General features: G+C 71.8%; 29 protein-coding genes. 10 read left to right on the forward strand and 19 right to left on the reverse strand.

What is annotated here, in order from left to right; translation table 11 throughout:
- The 3 genes from DES41_RS14855 to DES41_RS14865 are packed head-to-tail and all read right to left on the reverse strand — an operon-like array spanning window position 1 to window position 1,932.
- Window positions 1-348: a RidA family protein gene (locus DES41_RS14855; RefSeq protein ID WP_114468456.1), complete on the reverse strand. Its 348-nt coding sequence runs from the start codon at window positions 346-348 to the stop codon at window positions 1-3.
- A 19-nt stretch (window positions 349-367) separates the two neighbouring features.
- Entirely contained in the window at window positions 368-1,240 is an 873-nt protein-coding gene (locus DES41_RS14860; protein WP_114468457.1) for an amidohydrolase family protein, read from the reverse strand.
- A 2-nt stretch (window positions 1,241-1,242) separates the two neighbouring features.
- On the reverse strand, window positions 1,243-1,932 hold the full coding sequence (locus DES41_RS14865; RefSeq protein ID WP_114468458.1) for a dienelactone hydrolase family protein: 690 nt from the start codon (window positions 1,930-1,932) through the stop codon (window positions 1,243-1,245).
- A 135-nt stretch (window positions 1,933-2,067) separates the two neighbouring features.
- Between DES41_RS14865 and DES41_RS14870 the strand changes: the two genes are divergently transcribed.
- Complete coding sequence (locus DES41_RS14870; protein WP_114468459.1) at window positions 2,068-2,814, forward strand: SDR family oxidoreductase; 747 nt, start codon at window positions 2,068-2,070, stop codon at window positions 2,812-2,814.
- Here the strand turns inward: DES41_RS14870 and DES41_RS14875 are convergent, their stop codons facing one another.
- The 3 genes from DES41_RS14875 to DES41_RS14885 form a co-directional block, all read right to left on the reverse strand.
- Entirely contained in the window at window positions 2,815-3,336 is a 522-nt protein-coding gene (locus DES41_RS14875) for an Mpo1 family 2-hydroxy fatty acid dioxygenase (RefSeq protein ID WP_114468460.1), read from the reverse strand.
- Window positions 3,337-3,404: 68 nt separating this feature from the next.
- Complete coding sequence (locus DES41_RS14880; RefSeq protein WP_114468461.1) at window positions 3,405-3,905, reverse strand: DNA-deoxyinosine glycosylase; 501 nt, start codon at window positions 3,903-3,905, stop codon at window positions 3,405-3,407.
- Window positions 3,906-3,907: 2 nt separating this feature from the next.
- On the reverse strand, window positions 3,908-4,852 hold the full coding sequence (locus DES41_RS14885) for a LysR substrate-binding domain-containing protein (RefSeq protein WP_114468462.1): 945 nt from the start codon (window positions 4,850-4,852) through the stop codon (window positions 3,908-3,910).
- 82 nt (window positions 4,853-4,934) lie between these two features.
- Between DES41_RS14885 and DES41_RS14890 the strand changes: the two genes are divergently transcribed.
- Entirely contained in the window at window positions 4,935-5,150 is a 216-nt protein-coding gene (locus DES41_RS14890; protein ID WP_147282858.1) for a DUF2917 domain-containing protein, read from the forward strand.
- A gap of 12 nt (window positions 5,151-5,162) precedes the next feature.
- On the forward strand, window positions 5,163-5,732 hold the full coding sequence (locus DES41_RS14895) for a GNAT family N-acetyltransferase (protein ID WP_114468464.1): 570 nt from the start codon (window positions 5,163-5,165) through the stop codon (window positions 5,730-5,732).
- A 3-nt stretch (window positions 5,733-5,735) separates the two neighbouring features.
- Here DES41_RS14895 and DES41_RS14900 read toward each other — a convergent pair whose 3' ends face one another.
- Window positions 5,736-5,996 carry a hypothetical protein gene (locus tag DES41_RS14900; RefSeq protein ID WP_114468465.1) on the reverse strand — a complete coding sequence of 87 codons (261 nt, stop codon included), beginning with the start codon at window positions 5,994-5,996 and terminating at the stop codon, window positions 5,736-5,738.
- A 222-nt stretch (window positions 5,997-6,218) separates the two neighbouring features.
- On the opposite strand from DES41_RS14900, the gene DES41_RS14905 reads away from it, so the two are divergent.
- Window positions 6,219-7,187: an alpha/beta hydrolase gene (locus DES41_RS14905; protein ID WP_114468466.1), complete on the forward strand. Its 969-nt coding sequence runs from the start codon at window positions 6,219-6,221 to the stop codon at window positions 7,185-7,187.
- A 70-nt stretch (window positions 7,188-7,257) separates the two neighbouring features.
- Here DES41_RS14905 and DES41_RS14910 read toward each other — a convergent pair whose 3' ends face one another.
- Complete coding sequence (locus tag DES41_RS14910) at window positions 7,258-9,783, reverse strand: ATP-binding protein (protein ID WP_114468467.1); 2,526 nt, start codon at window positions 9,781-9,783, stop codon at window positions 7,258-7,260.
- 133 nt (window positions 9,784-9,916) lie between these two features.
- On the opposite strand from DES41_RS14910, the gene DES41_RS14915 reads away from it, so the two are divergent.
- The 5 genes from DES41_RS14915 to DES41_RS14935 are packed head-to-tail and all read left to right on the forward strand — an operon-like array spanning window position 9,917 to window position 14,859.
- A complete protein-coding gene (locus DES41_RS14915) occupies window positions 9,917-12,097 on the forward strand; it encodes a xanthine dehydrogenase family protein molybdopterin-binding subunit (protein WP_114468468.1) in 2,181 nt (726 codons plus the stop codon).
- On the forward strand, window positions 12,091-13,068 hold the full coding sequence (locus DES41_RS14920) for a dihydrodipicolinate synthase family protein (protein WP_245965717.1): 978 nt from the start codon (window positions 12,091-12,093) through the stop codon (window positions 13,066-13,068). Before DES41_RS14915 ends, DES41_RS14920 begins: the two co-directional genes overlap by 7 nt.
- Window positions 13,065-13,868, forward strand: coding sequence for an aspartate dehydrogenase (locus tag DES41_RS14925; RefSeq protein ID WP_114468469.1), 804 nt, complete (start codon window positions 13,065-13,067; stop codon window positions 13,866-13,868). Before DES41_RS14920 ends, DES41_RS14925 begins: the two co-directional genes overlap by 4 nt.
- 9 nt (window positions 13,869-13,877) lie before the next feature.
- The gene (locus DES41_RS14930; protein WP_114468470.1) at window positions 13,878-14,432 is read left to right on the forward strand and encodes a 3-hydroxyanthranilate 3,4-dioxygenase; all 555 of its coding nucleotides are present in this window, start codon (window positions 13,878-13,880) and stop codon (window positions 14,430-14,432) included.
- A 4-nt stretch (window positions 14,433-14,436) separates the two neighbouring features.
- Window positions 14,437-14,859 carry a PPC domain-containing DNA-binding protein gene (locus DES41_RS14935; RefSeq protein ID WP_425466367.1) on the forward strand — a complete coding sequence of 141 codons (423 nt, stop codon included), beginning with the start codon at window positions 14,437-14,439 and terminating at the stop codon, window positions 14,857-14,859.
- A gap of 13 nt (window positions 14,860-14,872) precedes the next feature.
- Here the strand turns inward: DES41_RS14935 and DES41_RS14940 are convergent, their stop codons facing one another.
- The 8 genes from DES41_RS14940 to DES41_RS14975 form a co-directional block, all read right to left on the reverse strand.
- Window positions 14,873-15,250, reverse strand: coding sequence for a hypothetical protein (locus DES41_RS14940; protein WP_147282859.1), 378 nt, complete (start codon window positions 15,248-15,250; stop codon window positions 14,873-14,875).
- A gap of 18 nt (window positions 15,251-15,268) precedes the next feature.
- Entirely contained in the window at window positions 15,269-15,586 is a 318-nt protein-coding gene (locus DES41_RS14945) for a CcdB family protein (RefSeq protein WP_114468472.1), read from the reverse strand.
- A 2-nt stretch (window positions 15,587-15,588) separates the two neighbouring features.
- A complete protein-coding gene (locus DES41_RS14950) occupies window positions 15,589-15,867 on the reverse strand; it encodes a type II toxin-antitoxin system prevent-host-death family antitoxin (protein ID WP_114468473.1) in 279 nt (92 codons plus the stop codon).
- Between the two features lie 52 nt (window positions 15,868-15,919).
- Window positions 15,920-16,561, reverse strand: coding sequence for an ABC-type transport auxiliary lipoprotein family protein (locus DES41_RS14955; protein ID WP_245965718.1), 642 nt, complete (start codon window positions 16,559-16,561; stop codon window positions 15,920-15,922).
- Window positions 16,561-17,565: an MlaD family protein gene (locus DES41_RS14960; RefSeq protein WP_114468475.1), complete on the reverse strand. Its 1,005-nt coding sequence runs from the start codon at window positions 17,563-17,565 to the stop codon at window positions 16,561-16,563. The genes DES41_RS14955 and DES41_RS14960 overlap by 1 nt, the downstream gene beginning before the upstream one ends.
- 1 nt (window position 17,566) lies before the next feature.
- Window positions 17,567-18,376, reverse strand: coding sequence for an ABC transporter ATP-binding protein (locus tag DES41_RS14965; protein WP_245965719.1), 810 nt, complete (start codon window positions 18,374-18,376; stop codon window positions 17,567-17,569).
- Between the two features lie 192 nt (window positions 18,377-18,568).
- Window positions 18,569-19,696, reverse strand: a complete 1,128-nt coding sequence (locus DES41_RS14970) for an MlaE family ABC transporter permease (RefSeq protein ID WP_114468477.1) — start codon at window positions 19,694-19,696, stop codon at window positions 18,569-18,571.
- Between the two features lie 96 nt (window positions 19,697-19,792).
- Complete coding sequence (locus DES41_RS14975) at window positions 19,793-20,980, reverse strand: GNAT family N-acetyltransferase (protein ID WP_114468478.1); 1,188 nt, start codon at window positions 20,978-20,980, stop codon at window positions 19,793-19,795.
- 156 nt (window positions 20,981-21,136) lie between these two features.
- On the opposite strand from DES41_RS14975, the gene DES41_RS14980 reads away from it, so the two are divergent.
- On the forward strand, window positions 21,137-23,134 hold the full coding sequence (locus tag DES41_RS14980; RefSeq protein WP_114468479.1) for a patatin-like phospholipase family protein: 1,998 nt from the start codon (window positions 21,137-21,139) through the stop codon (window positions 23,132-23,134).
- Between the two features lie 45 nt (window positions 23,135-23,179).
- On the opposite strand, the gene DES41_RS14985 is transcribed toward DES41_RS14980, so the two are convergent.
- Genes DES41_RS14985 through DES41_RS14995 form a run of 3 tightly spaced genes read right to left on the reverse strand, consistent with a single transcriptional unit; the run spans window position 23,180 to window position 24,502 of the window.
- On the reverse strand, window positions 23,180-23,542 hold the full coding sequence (locus tag DES41_RS14985) for a YfeK family protein (protein WP_114468480.1): 363 nt from the start codon (window positions 23,540-23,542) through the stop codon (window positions 23,180-23,182).
- A 1-nt stretch (window position 23,543) separates the two neighbouring features.
- A complete protein-coding gene (locus DES41_RS14990; RefSeq protein ID WP_114468481.1) occupies window positions 23,544-24,050 on the reverse strand; it encodes a GNAT family N-acetyltransferase in 507 nt (168 codons plus the stop codon).
- Window positions 24,047-24,502 (reverse strand): metallophosphoesterase family protein, encoded by a 456-nt coding sequence (locus tag DES41_RS14995; protein ID WP_114468482.1) that lies wholly within the window; start codon window positions 24,500-24,502, stop codon window positions 24,047-24,049. The genes DES41_RS14990 and DES41_RS14995 overlap by 4 nt, the downstream gene beginning before the upstream one ends.
- Between the last annotated feature and the right edge of the window lie 124 nt (window positions 24,503-24,626).

A 24,626-nucleotide genomic window follows, 5' to 3' on the forward strand; every position in this document is an offset into this window, starting at 1 on the left:
TTACTTGGCGGCCGTCACCATGATCTCGACCAGCAGGCGCGGATCGGCCAGCTTGGACTCGACGCAGGCGCGCACCGGCAGGTTCTTGGGGTCGACCCAGGCCGACCAGACCTCGTTCATGGCCGCGCGGTTGCCGATGTCGGTCAGCCAGATCTGGGCCGAGAGGATGCGCGACTTGTCGCTGCCGCAGCGCGCCAGCAGCGCATCGATGCGTTGGAGGATCTGCTGCGTCTGGCCCTTGACGTCGGCGCTCGGGTCGTCGGCGACGATGCCGGCCAGGTAGACCGTGTTGCCGTGCTCGACGGCGTTGGACAGGATGGGCGTGGGCTCGTGGCGCTGGATGGTCATGGTGGTTTTCTCCAAGGTGTCAGGGTGGTGTCGCAACACCGAACAGTTCGGCCGCATTGTCCCAGGCGATGCGCCGGGCCAGCGGCTCCGGCAGCGCGCCCAGCCAGCGGCGGTAGTCCTGCATGAGCAGGTCGTAGGCGCTCCAGCGCTGGTTGACCCAGGTGTCCGAGCCGATCACGAAGCGCGTGGGGTGCTTGCGCAGCAGCGCATCCCATTCGGGACACAGCATGCCGTTGTCGCAGGCAAGGCCCGGGCGGTAAGACAGTTCGCCGATGAGGCGCGGATAGCGCTCCAGCATGGCCTGCACGCGCGCCACGGGGGCGCCGCCGATGCCGGTGTGGGCCCAGACCAGCCGTGCGCCGGGCGCGTGGGCCATGAGCTTGTCCACGGCCACGTCGTCCACATGGGCCAGCACCGCCAGGCCATGCTTCTCGGCGAACTGCATGAGCTGGCGCGCCACCGGCTCGTCGGCGTTGGCGCTGTCGTAGAGATGGAACTCGCCGATGCCGCGGTACGGCCCGCCCTGCGTGCCGCGTGCGAACTCATCCTCGACCATCGCGTAGATGCTGGGGTCGCGGAACCAGTTCGTGTAGTCGTCGCGGTTGCGGTACAGGCGGATGAAGGGCACCACGGCCACGCCGGCCGCACGCGTGGCCGGGCTCGCGGCCAGCAGCTTGGTGCCGTCGTTGGTGCGCGAATTGGCAACGATGGCCCGCACGCCGTTGCGCTGCATGCGCGCCAGCACGTCGGCCAGCGGATGCGGGCCCTGCGCGCCGTTCCAGGCCTCGACGTTGTAGTGCAGGTGCGTGTCGAACAGCGGGCCGGCGTAGTCGGCCGCCAGCGCGGGAAGCGCCAGCAGCCACACCACGCTCGCCAGCAGCCGGCTGCGCATCGTCAGCCGACGTGCTTGGCGAAGAAGGCCAGCGTGCGCTCCAGCGCCAGCTTGGCCGCGGCCGCGTCGTAGGAGCCGCGCTGGTCGCAGTTGAAGCCGTGGTCGGCCGCGTACACATGCACTTCCACCTCGGGGTGTGCCTTCTTGAAGGCTTCCACGGTGTCCACCGGAATCCAGTGGTCGCGCTCGCCGAAGTGCGCGAGCACCGGCACCTTCGGCGCGCGCGCCACCTCGGCCTCGGTCGTCACGCCGCCGCCGTAGTAGGGCACGGCGGCGGCCAGGCCATTCAACTCCGCCGCGCTGCGCCAGGTCAGCAGGCCGCCCCAGCAGAAGCCGACGATGCCGACCTTCTTGCCACTTTCCTTGCCAGCATGGTCGATGGCGGCCTGGATGTCGGCCAGCACGCCGGGTGCTGGCAGCTCCTCCACGGCGGTCTTGAGCGCGAAGCCGGCCTGCATGTCCTCGTTGGTGTAGCCCAGATCCACACCCTGCTTGACGCGGTGGAAGGTGGACGGTGCGACCGCCAGGTAGCCCTGGGCCGCGTAGCCATCGGCCACGCTGCGGATGTGCGAGTTGACGCCAAAGATCTCCTGCAGCACCACGATGGCGCCCTTGGGCGCGCCGGCCGGCTGGGCCACGTAGGCGGGAAAGCTGAAACCGTCTGCAGACTTCAGGTCGATGAACTGGCCCATGGTGCGATGCTCCTTCGTTGCGTGTTGGCGAAACGGGCGGTTGTAGCAGGAATCCACTTGCCCCTCCACCGCACGCCGTCTTGGGGGTGACGCGCACTACCATCCGCCCTCCCCCATTGCATGGAGACACACCGCATGGACAAGATCGCACTCGTCACCGGCGGCAGCCGCGGCATCGGTGCCGCCACCGCGCTGCTGGCGGCCCGCCAGGGCTGGGCCGTGGCCGTGAACTACACGCACAACGCACAGGCCGCGCAGGGCGTGGTGCGCCAGATCACGGACCAGGGTGGCCGCGCCATCGCCGTGCAGGCCGATGTGGCGGACGAGGCCCAGGTGCTGCGCATGTTCGAAGAGGTCGACGCCCAGCTCGGCCGGCTCACGGCCCTCGTCAACAATGCCGGCATCGTCGACACCAGCCAGCGCCTGGACCAGATGGACGTGGCGCGCTGGCGCCGCATGTTCGATGTCAACCTGATCGGCTGCCTGCTCTGCGCGCGCGAGGCCGTGCGCCGCATGAGCACGCGCCATGGCGGCAGCGGCGGCTCCATCGTCAACATGTCCAGCGCGGCATCGCGCCTGGGCGGCGCCGGCCAGTACGTGGACTACGCCGCCAGCAAGGGCGCGCTCGACAGCTTCACCATCGGCCTGGCCAAGGAGGTGGCGGCCGAGGGCATCCGCGTGAACGCCGTGCGGCCCGGCCTGATCGAAACCGACATCCACGCCTCGGGCGGCCAGCCCGACCGCGTCCAGCAGCTGGCCCACCAGGTGCCGATGCAGCGCGGCGGCAGCGCCGACGAGGTGGCCGAGGCCACCGTCTGGCTCATGGGCGAAGGCGCCAGCTACACCACCATGAGCTTCCTGGACGTCTCGGGCGGGCGCTGATCAGGCCGCCGCGGCCGCGCCGCGCACCGGCCCCACGCGGGCCTCGATCTGCTGCTGCAGATCCCGCCGCAGGCCCATCAGGAATGCGGCCTCCGCCAGCACGAACAGCGGGCCGATGACCAGGCCCACCAGGTCGTCGACGAAGGCTGGCTTGCGCCCCTCCCAATAGTGGCCGACGAACTGGAACAGCCAGCCGACCAAGAACAGGCCGAGCCCCCAGCCCAGCCAGACCGGTGTGGGCTGCGCCGCGAGCCACTGCGCGCACCACAGCGCGAGGCCGAGCAGCAGCACCATCGCGGCGCCGAGCCGCCCGTCCAGCCGCAGGTAGTACAGCGCGGTGGCCAGCGTGACCAGCGTGGCCGCCGAGATGGCCAGCGGCCCCAGATCGGCCAGCACCGGCCGGGCCAGCAGCACGGCCACGGCCTGCACGATCATGGGAATGCCGATGAAATGCGTGGCGATGTTGCGGCGGTCGCGGTGGTAGGCCGCGTACTGGCTCAGCTGGTCGACGAGGGTGCGCATCGCAGTCTCCTTGGCGCGCGGTCAGGCGCGTGGTTCTGGCGCGCTTGTACACCTGCGGCGCCGGCCGCTCAAGCCAGCAGCGCTGCGCGCCAGGCCGCCGTCTTGGCCGCCAGCGGCATCCCGGCATGGGCCGGGCTGGTCGAGGGCAGGCGCACCAGCTCTAGCCCGTGCCCGAGCATGGGCAGCACCTGCCGGCGGAACACGGCCTCGGCCTTGGCGCCGTTGAAGCACACGCGGTGCACCCGCGGATGCGCCAGGAAGAAGGCCGCGAAGTCGTTCGGCACGATGCTGGCCGGCACGATGGCGCTGTCCAGGCTGCCCGGGCGCTCGCAGCTGGCCAGCACGTCCCACAGCGCCACGCCGCCGGCCTGCAGCGCCGCCAGGCGCTCGCCATAGGCCGTGTGCAGCGGGTCGAAGCCGAACAGCGCGCCCATGATCTTCCAGAACGCGTTCTGCGGATGGCCGTAGTACTGCTGCAGGCGCAGCGACATCGCGCCCGGCATGCTGCCCAGCACCAGCACCCGCGCATCGGGCCGCGCGACGGGGGGAAAGCTCTCGACCTGCGACATGTTCACAGCGGCCGCTGTGCCTCGGCATGCAGCCAGGCGATGAAGTCGCGCGCATCGGGGTTGGCCTCGGCCTGCGGCCCGGCAGCGACGAAGTAGCCGCGCTGCGAATGCCCGCTGCCCTCGAACGGCGCGACCAGCTGGCCCGCGTGCAGCAGCGCCGCAGCCAGCGGCAGCCGGCCGATGGCCACGCCCTGGCCGGCCAGTGCCGCGGCCACGGCGTCGTTGTAGTTGGAAAAGCGCAGCTGGTTGGTGCCGCGGATGCCCGCCAGGCCCATCACCTGCAGCCAGGGCGCCCAGTCCTCCATCGGCGCCATGCCGTGGTGGCCCTCCATGACCAAGAGCGTGTGCCGCACCAGGTCGGCCGGCCGGCGCAGCGGGCGCGCCGGGTCCTGCAGCAGGCGCGGCGCGCAGACCGGCAGCACCGTCTCCTCGAACAGCGGCCGGCCCATGCCCTGGGCGATCGCGCAAAAACGCACCGCCACGTCGATGCCGGCGCGCTCCAGATTCAACAGGTCGTTGGTGGCCGACACCCGCACGTCGACCAGCGGATGGTCGGCCGAGAAGCGGGCCAGCCGCGGGATCAGCCACAGCGATGCGAAGCCCGGCGTGGTGGTCACGGCCACCTGGCGGTGCCGCGTCACGGCGCGCACGCTGGCCGTGGCGTCGCGCAGGCGCTCCAGGCAGTCCTGCACGGCGCGGTACATGGTCTCGCCGGCAGGGGTCAGCGCCAGCGCGCGGTGGCGCCGCTCGAACAGCGCCACGCCCAGGCCCTCCTCCATCTGCTGGATCTGCCGGCTCACGGCCGACTGCGTGAGCGCGAGCTCTTCGCCGGCGCGCGTGAAGCTCAGCGTGCGTGCGGCCACGGCGAAGCTGCGCAACAGGTCCAGCCGCGGCAGGTCGGCGCGGGAGATGCCCGCGTCATCGTCTTTCGCATTCTCATTTCGCATGCAAGGCATTCAAAACGACCGGTGGAACGATCGCCTTCCAGATCCTACATTCATTCCACCCAAGCATGCGATGGAGATCGACATGGAAGCTCTGACCGAATACGAACTGCCCCTGCGCGGCCTGCTGCGGCTGCCGCCCGGAAGCCGCGTGGCCTGCGACAGCGGCAGCCTGTGGATCACCGAGGACGACCAGATGCTGGACACGGTGCTCGAGCCGGGCGAGCAGTTCGCACCGGTGGCGCGCGGCGCGCTGCTGGTCTACGCGCTGTCGCCCGCGCGGCTGCACCGCCTGCAATAGCCGGGGCCGGCCATGGACAGCGCCCTCGATTGCCCGCTGCGCAGCTGCAGCGCGCGCTGGGATTTCACCGACGGCCGCGCCGTGACGGTGCGCGCCGTGCTGCCCGAGGACATGGCGCTGGCCTCGGAGTTCGTGGCGCGCGCCCTGTCGCAGCAATCGCGCTACCAGCGCTTCCAGACCGGCCTGCGTGAACTGGCACCCGGCATGGCGGCGTACCTCACGCAGATCGACTACCGCGGGCATGTCGCGCTGGCGGCCGTTGCCCTGCAGGACGGGCGCGAGCACCAGGTCGGCGAGGCGCGTTATGTCTGCGACGGCGGGCACCCGGAACAGGCCGAGTTCGCGCTCGCCGTGGCCGACGCATGGCAGGGCTGCGGGCTGGGCGGTCGCCTGCTGCGCCAGCTCGTGCGGCTGGCGCGCCGGCACGGCGTGCAGCGGCTCTACGGCGATGTGCTGCGCACCAACCAGGCCATGGTGGCGCTGGCCCGCTCGAACGGCTTCGTGCCCGAGCGCCAGGGCGATGCGCGGCTGGTGCGCATGGCGCGCACGCTGGAGACGGCACCGCTGGCGGCGCCGCACTGAGCCTCAGAGCGCGGGTGGCAGCAGGCGCCAGACGGCCTGCGCGCTGTCCCAGGCCTGGGCCCGGCGCTCCAGGTCGGCCGCGTCGCTGGCTTCGGCCAGGTAGGCATGGCGCGCCGACTCGGGATCGCTGGGGCGCCGCCGCTGGCCCGTGCGGGCCATGCTCTGGCGCAGCCACGCGGCCAGCTGGGCCACGCCATGCGGCTGTGCCGTGGCGGGCTCGAAGGGGCTGAAGGCGTCGGCGAAATGCGGTGTGGCGGTCTTCATGGCGGTCTCCTGGAGAGGATGGGATGCAGGGGCCGCCAGCTTCGCCGCGCCCGCCGCTGCCGTCCTGAACCGCGGCTGAGCGCGGGCTGAAGTTCCCGTGAAAACGCGCCTGCAGAACCGGCTTCAGCATGTTTCAGCCCGCGCTCAGCCGCGGTTCAGGACGGGCGGGCGCACGGCGTCCACAGTGCACCGCACCCGGCCTCGCCGGATGCGAACCGCACCATGCACCACCTGCCTTCCCTCCATCTGCCCTGGGCCGCCCTCCTGCTCGCGGCCTTGCTCGCCACGGCCTACCTGCTGGTCTGCGGCTTCATCGCGCACCGCTTCACGCACATCCGGCGCAGGCGGCCCCGGCTGCAGAACGACCACCCCGAACTGGACCGCAGCCAGGTGCGCTTTCGTGCCCGCGACGGCCGCGCCAGCATCGACGCCTGGTACCTGCCGGCCACGCCGCGCCAGGGCGCGGTGATCCTCGTGCACGGCAAGGACGCCTGCCGCGGCGACGAGCTCAAGTCGCCCACCTTCACGCTGGCGCAGCGCTTTCACGCGGCCGGCATCTCGGTGCTCATGATCGACCTGCGCGGCCATGGCACGAGCAGCCCCGCGCGCCTGAGCTACGGCTGGCACGAGCGCCACGACGTGCTGGGCGCGGTGGACTACCTGCTCGAACGCGGCTACGCGCCGGGCCGCATCGGCGTGCTGGGCGCATCGCTGGGCGGCGCCACCTCGGTGCTGGCCGCGGCCGAGGAACCGGCCATCGGCGCCGTCGTGACCGACAGCGCCTACGCCAGCTTCGAGGACATGATCGAGCGCCAGTACGCCAAGCTCGCGCACCTGCCGCATTGCTTCCTGCCCGGCGCGCTGGCCATCGGCCGGCTGCTGCTGGGCGTGGACGTGCGCAAGGTGCGCCCGCTGGCCCTCATGCCGCGGCTGCGTGGCCGCCCCGTGCTCGTGATCCACAGCCAGGGCGACCGTTTCGTGCCCGCGTGCGACGCCGACGCGCTGGCCGCGGCCTGCGGTGCCGAATGCTGGTGCACCGCGACGGACGGCCACATCGGCTCCTACCGCGCGCTGACGCAGGCCTATGAGGAACGCGTCGTCACCTTCTTCGCGCGGCACCTGGACGTGCTACCTTCCAGGCGCACGCTGGCGGCACCTGCCCCGTCCCGCCCCGAACTGCTGGCCGCCTGAGCCCGGCATGCGCGACGGCCACCGCGCCCCCAAGCGCCCGCGCCCCGGCGGCGCGCCCGGGCGGAGCGCTTCAACCGAAGACCAGCGCCTGCGCCTGCTCTTCGTCCAGCGCACTGCCGTGCAGGCGCCAGACGGCGATGCGCTCGGGCGCATGGGCCTGCGCGGCGAGCGCCAGCGTGGCCTCCATGGTGCGCGTGTCCAGCGGCGTGCGCACCTCGCCGCGGCGCTGGCGCGCGGCATCGTCGCAGCCCAGCAGCTGCACCGCCTCGCGCAGCTTGCCGCGGCGCGCCGCCAGCAGGCTCAGCATGCCGGAGAAATGCCGCAGCCCCAGCGAGCGCCGGCAGTACGGCAGGCTGCGCTCGACCTGGGCCAGTGCCTCGTCGAGTGCGCCCTGGGCCGTCAGCGCATGGGCAAACCAGTTCAGCGCGAAGGCCATCATCTCGGCGTCGGTGCGCGGCGACGCCTGCAGCAGCTGCAGCGTGGCGCGGTACTGCCGCACCGCCTCGTCCAACCGGCCCAGCTCGTGGTGCACGGCCGCCAGGTTGTTCTGCAGGTAGAACAGCGTGCGGCCGTCGCCGGCCTGGCGCGCGAACGGCAGCGCCTCGGTGAAGGCCGCGAAGGCCGCCTCGGGCCGCCCCTCGGAGCGGCAAACCATGCCTTCGACGTACTGCCAGACACCGCGCAGCAGCGCGAGCTCGGGCCGCTGCACGAGTTCGGCCACACGCTGCAGGCTCTGCCGGGCCACGCCCAGTTCGCCGCAGATGCCGGCCACGTAGGCCCGCATGCACAGGGTGTAGACCAGCACCACGTGCGGCGGATGCCGCTCGAACACGGCGCGCGCCTCTTCGAGCAGCGCAAGCCGCGTCGGCCCGTCGATGCCGCCATGCAGGCCGACCATGGCCAGACCCAGCCGGAAGCGCGCCGCCACGAGTTCGGGCGTGTGTGCGTCCAGGAGCGGCTCCACGCGCCGCATCCACGACACGCATTCGGCGTAGCGGCCGATCTGGTACATGAACTCAGCCGCCAGGTTGGCCAGCTCCAACGCCAGCGCGCGCTCGCCGGCGTCGGTGGCCCATTCGATGGCGCAGCGCAGGTTCTCGACCTCGGGCTGGTAGGCCAGCACCCAGTGGTCCAGCGACTCGAAGCCCGTGCGGGCCATGCGCGCGCGGCGGTTGAAGATGTCCAGCAGGCAGCGCGCATGGGCGAGCTGCATGGCACGCCATTCGCCAGCCTGCTCCAGCTGCTCGCAGGCGTAGACGCGGGCCGTCTCCTGCAGCCGGTAGCGCGGCACCGCGCCGGGCTCCAGCACCACCATGGACTTGTCGACCAGGTTGCTGAGCAGGTCCAGCACATCCCAGACGTCGGTCTCTTCGTCGGCCGCGACCTGCTGTGCCAGATCAAGCCCGAAACCACCGACGAAGACGCCGAGCCGGCGGAACACCTTCTTCTCCTCCACGCTCAGCAGCGCGTGGCTCCAGTCCAGCGTGGCGCGCAGCGTGCGCTGGCGCGTGGGCGCATCGCGCGAGCCGCTCTTGAGCATGCGCAGCCGCTGCGCGAGGTGCTGGCGCACGCCGTCCACGCCCAGCAGGGGCACGCGTGCTGCCGCGAACTCCAGCGCCAGCGGCATGCCGTCCAGCGCGCGGCAGATCTCCACCACGCCCGCGCGGTTGGCGGCGTCCAGCACGAAGCCGGGCAGCAAGGCCTGCACACGCGCCACGAACAAGGCCACGGCACCATGGCTGTGGGCCTCGTCCAGGGCATCGGGCGCAGGCACCGCCAGCGCCTCCAGGCGCAGCTGGCGTTCGTCCTTCAGGCGCAGTGGCTCCTGGCTCGTGACCAGCACATGCAGGCCGGGCCGGGCCTGCAGCAGTTGCTCCACCAGCGCGGCCACGGCCCAGACCAGGTGTTCGCAGTTGTCCAGCACCAGCAACTCGCGCCCGTGCAGGCGCGCAGCCAGTTCGGCCTGCGGATCGCCCCCGGCCGGCAGGTTCATCTCCAGCGCTCGCGCCACCGCGGCGGGCAGCGCGGCGGCATCGCTCACGTCGGCCAGGGCCACCAGCCAGATGCCATCGGGAAAGTGGTCCACGAGCTGCCGCGCGGCGGCCCGCGCCAGGCTGGTCTTGCCGATGCCGCCCGCGCCGAGCAGGCTGACCAGCCGGTGCTCGCGCACCATCGCCGGCACGGCGATGAGGTCGGCCTCGCGGCCCAGCAGCGTCTCGGCCTGCGTCAGGTTGCCCAGCCGCTCCTGCAGCGCAGGCAGGGCCGGGGCTGCGGCGGCGGGCGGGGCGGCCGCGACCTCCTGCAGCACAGCCCCGAAGCGGTAGCCGCGCCCGGGCACGGTGACGATGGCCCTGGCGCCCAGCAGCTTGCGCAGCGTGCTCACCTGCACCTGCAGGTTGTTGTCCTCCACCACGAGCTGAGGCCAGACCAGATCGAACAGCTCGTTCTTGCTGAGCATGCGGTCGCGGTGCCGCACCAGGGCCTCCAGCAGGTCGAAGGCGCGCGCGCCCAGCGTGACCGGCGCGCCATCCACGCGCAGTTCGCGCGTGGACGGACGCAACTCGGCACGGTCGAAGCGGAACACGGGGTCGGACATGGAGCGGGGCAGGCGCCGAGAAAGAACTCGTTGTAACGGAATCAGTCCAGATGTGACAGCGTTTTCGACCGCGTGTCCCTACAAATAGTGACATCTGCGGCCAGCGGCCGAACAGCCGTACCCTTGGGGCCCCATGCTGCGCCCCCGCCCCGACGCCCCGCCGACCGACCTGCCGTGGACCGGCCGCGCCTGTGCACGCCGCGAGGACGAGGCGCTGCTGCGCGGCCAGGGCCGCTATCTGGCCGATCTGGCGGCGCCCGGCTGCCTGCACGCGGCTTTTGCGCGCAGCACGTTCGCGCACGCCGACATCGCCCTGCGCAACCTGCCGGCCCTGCGCGCCATGCCCGGCGTGCGGTGCGTGCTGACCGGCGAGGACCTGGCCACGCTGGGCCACCTGGCCATCAACCCCTTGTTCGCCGGCGTGCGCGCCTTCGACCAGCCGGTGCTGGCGCGCGGCCGCGTGCTCTGCGTGGGCATGCCGATCGCGCTGGTCGTGGCCGATACCACCGAACAGGCGCGCGACGCGGCGGAGGCCCTGGACGTGGATTACCGCGCGCTGCCAGCCTGCACGCAGGCCGAGGCCGCGCTGGCGGCCGCGCCGCTGCTCCCAGGCTGGCCCGACAACCTCGCCTTCACGCAGCGCCATGCCGCGGGCGACCTGGACCGCGCCCGCGCCCAGGCGGCCGTGGCGGTCCAGCTGCACATCGCCTGCCCGCCCGTCGCTCCCATGGCGCTGGAGCCGCGCGGCCTGCTCGCCCATTGGCAGGGCGGCCGGCTCACGGTCTGGACGCCGCTGCAGTCGCCGCACCGCGCGCGGCTGGAGCTGGCGCGCGTGCTGGGCCTGGCGCCCGGACAGGTGCACACCATCGCGCCCGACGTGGGCGGCGCCTTCGGCGGCAAGGCTTCGCTGGGTCCGGAGGAGGTGGCGCTGGCCGCGTGCGCGCTGCAGCTGGACGTGCCCGTGCGCTGGGTCGCCACGCGCGAGGAAGATTTCGTCTCCGCGCCCCAGGGCCGCGCCGGCCACATCGCCGCCCAGGCGTTCTTCGCGGCCGACGGCGAGTTGCTGGGCCTGCAGGCCGACCTGCTCTACGCCCTGGGCTGCCGCAGCACCTGGAGCACGCCGGTGCCGGCGCTCAACGCCGCACGCATGCTGCCCGGCCCCTACCGCTGCGCCGCCATCGACATCGTGGCGCGCGGCGTGGCGACCAACACGGCCGCAGTGGGCATCTACCGCGGCGCCGGCCGGCCCGAGGCCGCACTCGCCATGGAAGGCCTCATGGACGCGGCCGCGCGCCGGCTGGGCCTGGATCCGGTGGCCGTGCGCCTGCGCAACGCCGTGCCCGCCAGCGCCATGCCCTGGACCACGCCGACAGGCCAGCGGCTGGATTCGGGCGACTACGCCGGCCTGCTCACCGCGGCCTGCGCACTGGCGGAATTGCCCGCGCTGCGCGCCGCGCAGGCCAGCCGGCGCGCGGCGGGCGAATGCGTGGGCATCGGCATCAACCTCTACGTGGAGCCCTGCGGCACGGGCTGGGAGAGCGCGCGCCTCACGCGCTGGCCCGACGGCCGCGTGACCCTGGCCAGTGGCAGCAGCACCCAGGGCCAGGGCCACGCGACGGCCTTCGCGCAGATCGCGGCCGACGCGCTGGGCATCGCGCCCGCGGCCATCGATGTGGTCGAGGGCGACAGCGACCTGGCGCCCGCCGGCATCGGCGCACTGGCCAGCCGCAGCATGGCCATCGGCGGCAGCGCCGTGCTGCGTGCCGCGCAGGCCTTGCGCGCACTGCCCGCTGCTGACCGGCCGGTCAGCGTCGAGACCGTCCACACCGCCCAGGCCGAGGCCTGGAGCGCGGGCTGCTGCATCGTGCTGGCCAGCGTGGACCGTGCGACGGGCGCCGTGCGCACCGAGCGCGCCTTCTGGGTTGACGACGCGGGCACCGTCATCAACCCGCTGCTGTTCGCCGGCCAGATGCACGGCGGCTTCGCACAGGGCCTGGGCCAGGCGCTCATGGAGCGCATGCACTACGACGCGCAGGGCCAGCTGCTGACCGGCTCGCTGATGGACTACGCCGTGCCGCGCGCCGACGACCTGCCCCCGCTGGTGCACCGGAGCCGGCCCAGCGCCACCGATGCCAACCCGCTGGGCGCCAAGGGCGTGGGCGAGTCCGGCGCCATCGCCGCGCCGGCCGCGCTGCGCGGCGCCGTGCTGGACGCACTCGCGCCGCTGGGTGTCACCCACCTCGACCTGCCGTTGACGCCTGCGTCGGTCTGGCAGGCCATCCAACAAGCCACCACCGGAGACATCCCATGCTGAAGTACCGCGCGCGCGACGCCAAGGCCTATGCGCGCGAACACCTGCGCGGCGTCTGGGCCGCCGCGCCCACGCCGTTCCGCGCGGAAGACCTGGCGCTGGACGAGGCCGGCCTGCGCCGCAACCTGCGCCACTGGATCGGCGAACTGGGCATCAGCGGCCTGTTCATCTCGGGCAAGCAGGGCGAGTTCTTCTCGATGTCGGTGGCCGAGCGCAAGCGCACGTTCGAGATCGCGGTGGAGGAGACCGCCGCGCTCGGCAACCGCAGCGGCACCATCCTGTCGTGCTCGGACCAGAACATCGACACCGTGGTCGAACTGGCCCGACACGCGCAGGCCATCGGCGCCGACTACATCGTGGTGCACGCGCCGCTGCTGCACTTCGGCCGCGACGTGGACGACACCGTGTTCGCCTACTACCAGCACATCGCGGCGCAGGTGGACATCGGCATCGCCATGTGGAGCCACGAGGACGCCGGCTACCTGATGTCGCCCGCGCTGTGCGCACGCATCGCCCGCGCCATCCCCAACATCGTGGCCATCAAGTACAGCGTGCCGCGCCCCCTGTACGTGGAGCTCACGCGGATGACCGAGGGCGAGCTGATCGTCAGCACCGCCTCGGAGGAAGAGTGGCTGGACAACATCCTCGAGCTGAACTGGCAGGTCTACCTGTGCTCGATCCCGCCGCTGCTCTACCAGACCGCCAGCGACCGGCGCATCGACGCCTACACCCGGCTGGCCATGGCCGGCGACGCGGTGGGCGCGCGCCGCGTGCGGGACAGCCTGGAGCCCGTGCGCCAGGCCCTCAGGTCGTGCCGGCCGGCCGGCACGCCGCAGGCCTTCCAGAAGCACTGGCTGGAACAGCTGGGCCAGGTGGGCGGCCCGGTGCGCCGGCCGTTGCTGAACCTGGACGAAGCCCAGCGCGCCAAGGTGCGCGCGGCCTTCGCCGCCAGTGGACTGGGAGCCAAGGCATGACGCAGCGCATCGCCCTGATCGGTTTCGGCGCCATGGGCAGATCGCTCGCGCGCATGCTGGCGGCACATGGCGATGCCGTGCGCTGCGTGGCGGTGCTGCAGCGGCCGGGCACGCCCGCGGGCGGCGGCTGGCCCGCGGGTGCCGTGCGCGTGGAGACCGTGGCCGCCCTGCTGGCGCAGCAGCCCGACCTGGTCGTCGAGTGCGCAGGCCACGCGGCCTTGCAGCAGCACGGAGCCGAAGTCCTCGGCGGCGGCAACGACCTGCTGGTGGCGGCCGTCGGCGCCTTGGCCGATGCGGCACTGGAGCAGCGCCTGCGCGCGGCTGCGCAGGCAGGCGGCGCCCAGGTGCTCGTGCCGGCTGGCGCCTTGGGCGCGCTGGACATCCTCTCGGCCGCGCGGCTCGCCGGACTCACGCAGGTGGACTACCTCTCGCACAAGCCCGCGCGCGCCTGGAAAGGCACGCCGGCCGAGCAACTCTGCGCACTCGACGCGCTGACCGCCCCCACGGTGTTCTACGAAGGCACGGCGCGCGAGGCCGCGCTGCGCTTTCCGCAGAACGCCAACGTGGCCGCCGCCGTGGCGCTGGCCGGCGCCGGCTTCGAGGCCACGCGCGTGCGCCTGATGGCCGATCCGGCGGCCGAGGGCAACCGCCATGTGCTGCACGCCGAGGGCGCGTTCGGCAGCTTCGACTTCAGCGTGACGGGCCGCGTGCTGCCAGACAATCCCAAGACCTCGATGCTGGCGCCGGCCAGCCTGGCGCGCGGCATCCTCAACCGCGGCGCCGCCATCGCCCTCGCCTAGGAGACACGCATGCCGCGCTACGGCCCGCCCATCAACTTCCCGCAATGGATCGCCGAGCACGCCGACCGGCTCAAGCCGCCCGTGGGCAACCAGCAGGTCTGGCAGGACGCCGACATCCTCGTGACCGTGGTCGGCGGCCCCAACCAGCGCACCGATTTCCACGACGACCCGCTGGAAGAGTTCTTCCACCAGTTCAAGGGCAACGCCAGCCTGCTGGTGCTGGACCGCGGCCGCTTCGAGCGCATCCACCTCAAGGAAGGCGACATCTTCCTGCTGCCCGCCCATGTGCGGCATTCGCCGCAGCGGCCCGAGGAAGGCAGCCTGTGCCTGGTGGTCGAGCGCGCGCGGCCTGCGGGCCTCGTCGACGGCTTCGAGTGGTACTGCGCACACTGCGCGGCGCTGGTGCAGCGCTCGGAGCTGCAGTTGCAGAGCATCGTGGCCGACCTGCCGCGCGTGTTCAACGCCTTCTATGGCAGCGATGAGGCGGCACGCCGCTGCGCGTCCTGCGGCCAGGTGCACCCGGGCCGCGACTGGCAGGCCTGGCATGCCGCGGTGGGGGCCTGAATCCATGGCGACCGAACTGCGCATCGAAGTGCTGCGCCTGCACCCGGGCGACGACCTGCGCACCGCGTTGCTGCATTGGAGCGAGGCCGCCGCGCGCGCGCCCGAACCGGTGCAAGCGGCCTGCGTGCTGTCGGCCGTGGGCAGCCTCACGCGGGCCATGCTGCGCTACGCCGACGCGGCGGCCGGCACGCGCATCGACGGCCCGCTGGAACTGCTGAGCCTGGCCGGCACGCTGGGCCCGGGCGGCCTGCACCTGCACGCCAGCGTGTCCGACGCCGAAGGCCGGGTCCTGGGCGGCCACGTGATGCCGGGCTGCAACGTGCGCACCACGGCCGAGATCGTGCTGGGCTTGCTGCCGGCGCACCAGTTCGACCGTGTGGAAGACCCGCTGACGGGGTACCTGGAACTGCTGGCGCAGCGGCGCTGAAGGCCGTGGCCCTTCAGCGCTTGGGCGCAGGCTTGGCCGCGGCGTTCGCGGGTGCCTTGACTGCCTCGCGCACCTTCACGCAGGACACCGCGCCCACGCCGCTCGGGTATTGCACGCTGCAGCCCTCGTTGCCGTTGCAGACGGTGTTCGACGGCACGCTCACGGGCACATAGAAGTAGCAGGCCACGCCGTCCTCGGCGTCCAGCAGCTTGACCACCTTGGTCCCGGGGAACGGACCCTGCCATTCGCCGACGATGGACATGGGGGCCGAGGCGGCGGGTGCCGATGCGGCAGAGGCCGCGGGCGCGGGAACCGGTGCCTGCGCCAAGGCCGGCAGGCCAGCCCACACCATGGCCAGTGCCAACAGGGTGCGCTGGTGGCGAAACAGCATGCCCGGATGCATCGCCATTCAGAAGCCGCTGACGACCGCATCCATCGCGCCCACGATCTCCGAAGCGAGATGGGACACGTTCGCCATGGGATCGCTCAGCATCCGGGCGGGGAGCGGTGCCGCCAGATGCGGCATCAACGACAGGGGCTCGCCATCGATCTCGATGGTCGGGCACAGGCTGACGGGCAGACGGGCCTGACCGACGCCGACCCGCGACAGCGGCATGACCAGCCGCGTGTTCAGCGCATCGATCAAAGGGCTCTGCACATCGACCAGGTAAGGCACGCTGTGCCGCGACGCGGCGTGCGGATTGGCATAGACATCGAACTGCGCCACCGTCAGTCCTGGGGCCAGGCCACCAATCCTTCGCACCACAGGCCGTTGGCCTCGTTGTGCCGGTTCTGCTCGTCGATCCAGTGCTTGTACTGCGATCGGAATGCCCGGCGCTTGGCATCCAGCGAGGTCGTCCGCTCCAGCGCCTGGAGCTCGGCATAGCGCGCGGCCGACACCAGTACCGCCGCGACGCGGCCGTTCTTCAACACCTCGACCGGCTCGCGCTCGGCATGGCCGAGGTAGTAGCCGAAGCGGTTCTTGCCTTCCGTTGCAGTGATCCTCATGGCGCGTCCTCCAGGAATGGCTATTTTAGCCATTCACCTTCGCGGGAAGGCTTCACCGCGCCACCGTCTCCAGCCACTGCGACAGCTCGGCCGCCGCCGCATCCGTGGCCTCGGCCAGAGCGCGCACGCCACCGGCCGCGTCGGCGGTGGCGGCGGGCCGCTGCACGATCACCTGGCGCTGGGCCAGCACCTGCTCGCCCGCGGGAAGGTTGTCCACCACGGTGGCGCGCAGGCGCACCAGGCCCGCGCTCTGCGCAGGCGCAGTGAACAGCTGGCTGAATTCCAGCAGCTGCACGCGCAACACCAGCGGCTGGCGCCCATCGCTGCGCAGCATGGCCGCACCTTCGCCAGCGCTCACGATGGTGCGGCGCTGGCCCAACTGCTCGCGCAGGCGCTGGCGCACCAGCTGCGCGGGCGGCATGCTCCAGCGGGCCTGTGCGTACGGGCGCAGCTGCTGGGCATCGGCATAGCCCAGGCGGTACAGCACGGCCGTGCCGGCCTCCAGGGGGCCATTGGCCTCGATCTCGTCCAGCGCCAGCGGCGCCAGCGGCGCGCGCCGGTCCATGGGCGCGTCGGCCACCGGGCCGGGGCCGAAGTCGTACTGCGCCGGGCGCGTCGGCTTGTCGGGCAGTGCCGAACAGCCGGCCAGCAGCGCCGCCAGCAACAAGGGAGAAAGCAAAGCGGTGCGGCCCATCATCTGGCTCCTGCTGCGGCGGGGGGCGCGAAGCCGGCTTCGCCCGGCCCCGGTGGAACGCTGCCGCTGCCGAAGATCAGCGACTGCGGGTTGTCATTGATGCCGTTGACCGTGCGGCTCAACTGGCGCGCCGCGCGCGAGGCATCCTCGCTCACGCGGTTCACGCGTGGCAGCGTGGCCGCGCCGAAGGTTTCTGCCACGCGCGACAGCGCGGCCGTGCCTTCGGCCAGGCGGTCCAGCGGGCCGTCCTTCTGGTTCAGGCGGTCGGCGGTCTTGTCGATGTTGGTGGACATGCGGGCCACGTCGTCGGCCGCGGTGCGCACCGACTGCAGGCTGCGCGTGAACTCCTGCGTCAGGGCCGGCACGCCGGCCAGGGCCGGATCCACGCGCAGGCGCATGGTGCTCTCCAGTTGGGCCGTCAGGAGGTTGACGTTCTGCGCGGCCGCGGCGATGCGTTCGGTGGCCAGGGCGGTGTTGTCGAGCACCGCGCCGACCTTCTTCTGGTTCTGCTCGTTGAGCATCTGGTTGATGCTGTCCAGCGCCGTCTGCACCTTGGCCAGCAGCTCGGGGGCCTGGTCGGTCAGCTCGCCCAGGCGCGAGTTCTTCAGCGGCAAGCGCGGCACGCCACTGGCGCCTGCCGGCAGGGCCTGGGGCGTGTCGCCGGCGTCGTCCAGCTGCACGAAGGCCAGGCCCGTGATGCCTTGGTAGCTCAGCGTGGCGAAGGTGCTGGGCGACAGCGGCGTGGTGTCGTCCACCGTCAGGCGGATCACGATGTTGCCGGGCACATCGGGATCGAAGCCGATGAAGGTGACCTTGCCCACCGAGACGCCCTTGAAGCGCACCGGCGCCTGCGGCTGCAGGCCGGTGACGGTGTCGCTGGTGGACAGCTCGTAGGTGTGGCTGCTGCCGCTTTCGCGGCCGAGCCAGACGGCCAGCGCGATCAGCAAGGCGGACACCACCAGCACGAAGATGCCGGCGGCCATGGCATGGGCTTTGTTTTCCATTTCAGTCCTCTGTTCTGGACGCAGGTGCGGGCACGATGCGCTCGATCGGCGTCATGGCGCGGCGGCCGCGTTCGCCCTGGAAGAATTCACGCACGAAGGGGTGGTCGTAGGCGGCGACTTCCTGGGGCGTGCCGTGCACCAGCACGCGCTTCTCGGCCAGCACCAGCACGCGGCTGGAGAGCGCGAACAGCGTGTCCAGGTCGTGCGTGACCATCACCACCGTCAGGCCGAGCTCGCGGTGCAACGAGCGCAGCAGCTCGACGAACTCGTCCGAGCCGTGCGGGTCCAGCCCGGCGGTGGGCTCGTCCAGCAGCAGCAGCGGTGGGTCCATGGCCAGCGCGCGCGCCAGCGCCACCCGCTTGACCATGCCGCCCGACAGGTCCGACGGCATCTTGCTGGCGTGTTGCGGGCCCAGGCCCACCATCTGCAGCTTGACCAGCGCGGTGTCGTAGACGAGCGCGTCGGGCAGTTTGCGCAGCTCGCGCAGCGGAAATGCGATGTTGTCGAGCACGCTGAAGGCCGAGAACAGCGCACCCTGCTGGAACAGCATGCCCACGCGGCTGGCCGCCCCGCGCCGGCCCAGCTGCGCAGCCGGCTCGCCGAGCACCGTGACCTCGCCGCGGTAGGGCTTCTCCAGCCCCAGCATCTGGCGCAGCAGCACGGTCTTGCCGGTGCCCGAGCCACCGACCAGCGAGACCACCTCGCCGGGCTGCATGGACAGATCCAGGTCCTTGTGGATCACGACCTGCTCGCGGCCCGTGCCGAAGGCGGTCCACAGGCCCTGGATGGAGACGACGTCTTCACCCGCCATGCCAGCGTCCCCCCGCATAACGCGAAGCCAGCAATCCAGGGCACCGGCTTGCAAGCTGCGGCTCCGGAGGCCGCGGAGCAGGCCATGCCAGCAGACGCCGCGGAACGGGCTCTGCCCGGCCGCTGGCGGCGCCCCTTGAGGGGGATGGGATGGCTACACGCAGTGAGCCAGCCAAACGGGGTGGTCTCTTGCTCATATGCCGATGCTGCGGAAGGCGACCGCGAAGAGTGCGTCCACCAGGATCACGGCCGTGATCGCCGACACCACGGAGGCCGTCGTGCCCTGCCCCAGGCTCTCGGTGTTGGGCTTGACCTTCAGGCCGTAGTGGCAGCCGATCAGCGCGATCAGGATGCCGAACACGACCGACTTGCTGACCGCCAGGCTCAGGTTGGCCGCGCTCACGGCGTCGGGCAGCGCGCCGATGAAATAGGCCGGTGTGATGCCCAGGGCCAGGTCGGCCGCGAGCATGCCGCCAGCCATGCCGGCCAGCGTGGTCCAGGTGGCGATCAGCGGCATGGCGATGGCCAGCGCGATGGCGCGCGGCATCACCAGCCTGAAGCCGTGCGCGATGCCCATCACGCGCATGGCGTCGAGCTCCTCGGTCACACGCATCACGCCGATCTGCGCCGTGATGGCCGAACCGGAGCGCCCAGCCACGAGGATGGCGGCCAGCATGGGCCCGAGCTCGCGCACCAGCGAGACACCCAGGATGTTGACGATGAAGGACTCGGCACCGAACTGGCGCAGCTGCAACGCGGTGAGGTAGGCCAGCACCACGCCGATCAGCGCACCGACCAGGGCCGTGATGGGCAGCGCCATGGCGCCCATCTGGTAGAGGTGGCCCGAGATGTCGCGCCACGGGCCGTACTGCGGCCGGCGCGCAAAGCGCAGGCTGTCCAGTGCCAGTTGGCCGATCAGGCGCACGCCGCTCTTGAGCTGGCCCAGCCCGCGCAGCACGCTGGCACCCAGGGCGTTGAAGGACTGCGCGAAGCCACCATCGGGCTCGGGCTTGCGCGTGCAGCTGAACTCGGCCACGCGCTCGAGCATGCTGCGCTGCTCGGGCAGCAGCGCCAACTGCGCCGGCCATTGGCGGCCCCAGTGGTTCCACAGCAGCTGCGCACCCAGGTGGTCCAGGCGCTCGATCTGTTGCAGGTCCCAGCCTGCGGTGGCCGGCAGCGCGGCCAGGGCCTGGTGCACGCGGCCCAGGTGGTCACCCCCGGCCAGGTCGGAAGCGGTCCAACGGCCTGTCAGCACGGCCTGGCGGCCGTCGCCTTGCCCGGAGGCTTCGATGTGCGGAGATGACGGTGAGGCAGCGTCCATGCAGACGGGAAGGGCAGAGTACAGCGGGCCAGTGGCGAAGCAGGCATCGTACCAAGCGCACTCCGGCCACCGCCGTAGGACCGCAGCGACAAATGCTTACAGCTTTTCGGCTGGCAAATTCTTGCGGTACTGGATGAATCCGACGTTCTGCGCCACGCGGTCGTACAGCAGCCGGCCCGGCGCGTTGCTCTCGTGCGTGAGCCACCACACGCGGCTGGCACCCTCGGCCGCTGCACGCGCGTAGACCGCCTGGATCAGCGCCCGTGCCACGCCGCGGCCCCGCGCGGCCGGCACCGTGAACAGGTCCTGCAGGTAGCAGTACGGCCCCTCGGTCCAGGTCGAGCGGTGAAAGATGCAGTGCACGATGCCGAGCAGTTGCCCACCTGCGTCGAACGCGCCGATGGCGTGCATGGGCTCCGCCGGGTCGAGCAGGCGCTGCCAGGTGCGCGCGTCGAGCGCCTCGCCCAGGTCCACCTCGTAGAAGCTCTGGTAGCCCCGCCACAGCGGCAACCAGGCGGGCTGGTCGGCGGCCGTGAGCGGGCGCAGCTGCACATCGGCGCGCGCATCGCCGCTGTGCGCCTCGCGCAGCGCAGCCAGGCCCTGGCGCTGGTGGCCGTCGGCGTCGAAGTTGCCCGGTGCCAGCCACGCCTGGAAGGCCGCGCGCACGGCCGGCCAGTCGCTGTCGATGATGGAGAACCAGGCGGTGTCACGGTTGCGGCCCTTGACCACGACGGCCTGGCGGAACACGCCCTCGAAGGTGAACCCGAGCCGCTGCGCGGTGCGGCGCGAGGGCGCGTTCAGGCTGTCGCACTTCCACTCGTAGCGGCGGTAGCCCAGGTCGTCGAACACATGGCGCATGAGCAGGTACTGCGCCTCGGTGGACAGGGGCGTGCGCTGCAGGTGCGGCGAGAACATCACGTGGCCGACCTCGACCACGCCGTTGGCCGCATCGATGCGCATCAGCGCCAGCGTGCCCACGGCGCGCCCGCTGGCCAGGTCGACGATGGCGAAGTGCAGCGGATCTTCACTGGCAGCCATGGCCTGGGCATGCCGCAGGTAGGCCGCCGCATCGCCGAAGGGCTCGCTCGCCATGTAGGTCCAGGCACGCCCATCGGCTGCGTCGGCGTAGGCTGCGTGCAGGTCGGCCGCATGGCGTTCGGCGTCCAGCGGTTCGAGCCGGCACAGGCGGCCGGCCAGCGCGATGCGCTCTGGGCGCGGGCGCGGCGTCCAGTCCGGCAGGGCGGCGCCGATGGGTTGGTCGAAGGCATTCACGCGCTGGCTCATGGTGGGCGGTTCCAATGAAAAGGACAGCGGCCGAAGCTACCTGCACAGCGGCCCGCTGCAAAGAGCCAATCGTGCCATGCCCAAGGGGACCAAGCCGTGCCGCCCCTGCCGCCTACAATTTGCAACCGCCCTGCCCTGCCCCCTTCTTCCAGGCCCATGGACTCTTCGACGGCACGCCAGCGCTTTCACGACGAACTGCTCGCCCGGCACCTGAAGACCATCTTCGGCGAGGTCGAGCCGACCGCCCTGGCGCACTTGCGCCGCCACCTGCGCTGGATCGAGATCGCCGGGGGCGAGACGCTCATGCACCAGGGCGAACAGGGCGACTCCATGTACCTCATCGTCAGCGGCCGGCTGCGCGCCTACGTGCGCGGCGCCGACGGCAGCGAGCGCATGGTTGGCGAGATGGCGCGCGGACAGACCGTGGGCGAGATGAGCCTGTACACCGGCGAGCCGCGCGCGGCCACCGTCGTGGCGGTGCGCGACTCGGTGCTGGTGCGCCTGGGCAAGTCCGAGTTCGTGCCGCTGCTGGAGAGCAGCGCCCAGGTGTCGATCGCACTGACGCGCCAGATCGTGCAGCGCCTGAAGGGCGAGCAGCGCCAGCAGGCACACGAACGGCCTGTGGCGATCGGCCTCGTGCCCGTCACGGCCGGCGTGGATGCGGTGGCCTTCGCCACCGACCTCGCGCAGCAGATCGGCGAGCGCCTGGCCCAGACCCAGGGCCAGGGCCGCGTGCGCATCGTCGATGCCGCGCAGGTGCACCAGGCCCTGGCCGATGCCGGCGTCTCGCTCGACGATGCCGATCCCGAGGCCCAGGCCGACGCCAGCCGCCGCGTGGCGCTGCTGCTCGACGAGATCGAGGCCACGCACGACGCCGTGCTGCTGCTGGCCGATGCCGGGCCCACGGCCTGGACGCAGCGCTGCTGCCGCCACTGCGACGAGCTGATGCTGCTGGCCGACGCCGCGCAGCCCGTGGCGCTGCACGCGGTCGAGCAGCAATTCCTCATGCACCGCCCGCCGCGCACCGAGGTGTCCGAACTGCTGGTGCTGCTGCATCCGGCCGAGCGGCGCGCGCCCCGTGGCACGGCGGCCTGGCTGGAACGCCGGCCGCTCGCCGGCCATGTGCACCTGCGGCCGGCCCTGGCGCGCGACATGGCGCGCATGGCGCGGCTGCTCACGCGCACGGCGGTCGGCCTGGTGCTGGCCGGCGGGGGCGCGCGCGGTTTCGCTCACCTGGGCGTGTACCGCGTGCTGCGCGAGCAGGGGGTGGAGATCGACTGGGTCGGCGGCACCAGCATCGGCGCCGTGATGGCGGCCTACGTGGCCTCCGACCAGAGCCTGGATACGGTGATGGCCAACGCGCGCAGCGCCTTCGCCGTGAATCCCACGGGCGACATGAATCTGTTCCCGCTGCTCTCGCTGTTCAAGGGCGTGCGGCTGCGCGGCGTGCTGCGCAGCGCCGTGCAGTCGCTGGTGGGTTTCGATGCCGACATCGAGGACCTCTGGAAGAATTACCACTGCGTGGCCACCAACTACTCGCGCGCCTGCGAGCAGCGCATCGCGCACGGCAATCTGGTGCAGGCGCTGCTGGCCAGCATCTCGATCCCCGGCGCGTTGCCGCCCGTGGTGCGCGACGGCGAGCTGCTCTGCGACGGCGGCACCTTCAACAACTTTCCCGTGGACCAGATGCGCCGCATGCGCGGGGTGGGTTACGTGATCGGCGTGGACCTCAACATGCGCAGCCCAACCCAGGTGCCACCGGGCGAGCTGCCGGGCAACATCAGCCTGTGGCGCGACCGGCTGCGCCCGTCTGCACGCCGGCGCTACCGCCTGCCTTCGCTGCCGACCTACCTGATGACGGTGACCGGGCTGTACAGCATGTCGCGCCAGGACCAGGCCCAGCAGGGCTGCGACCTGTACTTCCATCCCTCGCTGGAGCGCGTGGGCATGTTGCAGTGGAAGAGCATCGACCAGATCGTGGCGCGCGGCTACACGCACGGCAAGGCTGTGGCCGCCAGCGTCGACGCAGCGCAGCGCCGCCAGCTCGGGATGGCCTCAGCGCCGGTTGGGGAGGGCCAGGATGGACAGGCCGGAGACGACGAAGGTCGCGCCGGCCCCGATGTTGAGCCAGGCCGTGGCACGCGGACGGCGTGACAGCCAGCCCGACACGGGCCCGGGCGCTCCATCGGCTGTTGTTCGTCAGGGCTTCTTGCGGCGCAGCTCCTGCAGCCGCTGCTGCAGCCAGGCGCGGCTGTCGACCGGCGCGGCACCCGGGCAGCGCACGCGGTAGGGCTGGTCGCTCATGCTGCTTTCGGAGGCCGCCAAGCCGATGAAATCCTCGGTGGAGCGGATCGCGTCGCGGTTCTCCAGGTAGTCGCGCTTCTTCTGCAGGTGGGCCACGGCCTCGGCGCCCGCATGCCAGCGGCCGTTGCGCTGGAACTCGCAGCCCGATGCCTGCAGGCCCGCCAGCAGCGCATCGATCTCCGCCTGCACGGGCGCGGGCGGCGGCGCGGCCTGGGCCAGTGCACAGCAGCACGACAGGGCAGCGGCCAAGCCACGCATCTCAGTCCTTGGCCAAGGCGTACAGGCGCAGCGAACGGTCACCGACCGGCACCATGCCCTGGAAACTGAACCCCAGCGCGCCCAGCAGTTTGGTCGAGCGCAGGTTCGCCGGGGCCGTGATGGCCAGCAGCCGCGCCAGCTGCAGCTCACCGAAGGCATGCCACAGCACGGCCTGCGCCGCCTCGCGCGCGTAGCCCAACCCTTCGTGTTCCTGCAGCAGTGCAAAGCCGATGTCCGGCGCCGGCAGCGCCTCGCGCTGCACCAGGCCGCACAGGCCCAGCGGCGCACCGTCGCTGCGGCGCTGCACCAGGTACATGCCGAAGCCATGCGTGGCATAGGGCACGAGGATGTTTGCCGCGATGTGGGCCTGCGCGTCCTCGAGCGTGCGCACCTGCCGGTCGCCGATGTGGGCCAGCCAGCTCGGCTCGTTGAGCAGCCGCCGGTAGAACGGCGCGTCGTCCAGCGTCAGGCGGCGCAGCGCGAGGCGCGGGCTTTCGGCGACGTTCACACCAACTCCTGGATGCGCGCCGTCGCCTCGCCACCGTCCACCAGCAGCTCGGCCGCCGCGATCGGCAGCGTGAAGCGGCGCGGCCCGCAGCTGCCCGGGTTCACATAGAGCACGCCGCCCTCGCGCGCGACGCGCGGCTTGTGCGAATGGCCGGTGACGACCACCTGCACGCCCGCCGCCGGATCGAGCCGCAGCTGCGCCAGGTCGTGCAGCACGCACAGGCGCAGGCCGCCGATGTCGGCCGTGCAGGTCTCGGGCAGCCGTTCGGCCCAGGCGCCGACATCGTTGTTGCCGCGCACAGCCGTCAGCGGCGCGATGGTGGCCAGTTGGTCGAGGATGGCCGGATCGCAGATGTCGCCCGCGTGCACGATGTGGTCGCTGCCGCGCAGGAAGGCCAGGGCCTCCGGGCGCAGCAGGCCGTGGGTGTCGGAAAGCAGGCCGATGCGGAACATCGGCGCAGTATGCAGGAAGGCCTGCCACCGCAGCAGCGGCGCCGACTTCGTCCTGCGCCTGCGCCATGTGGCGAGGGCCAGACCGACCGGCGCGCCAGCAGCGCCCCGATGCCCCCTGCCGAGC

Source organism: Pseudorhodoferax soli (assembly GCF_003337555.1).
Classification (GTDB): domain Bacteria; phylum Pseudomonadota; class Gammaproteobacteria; order Burkholderiales; family Burkholderiaceae_C; genus Pseudorhodoferax; species Pseudorhodoferax soli.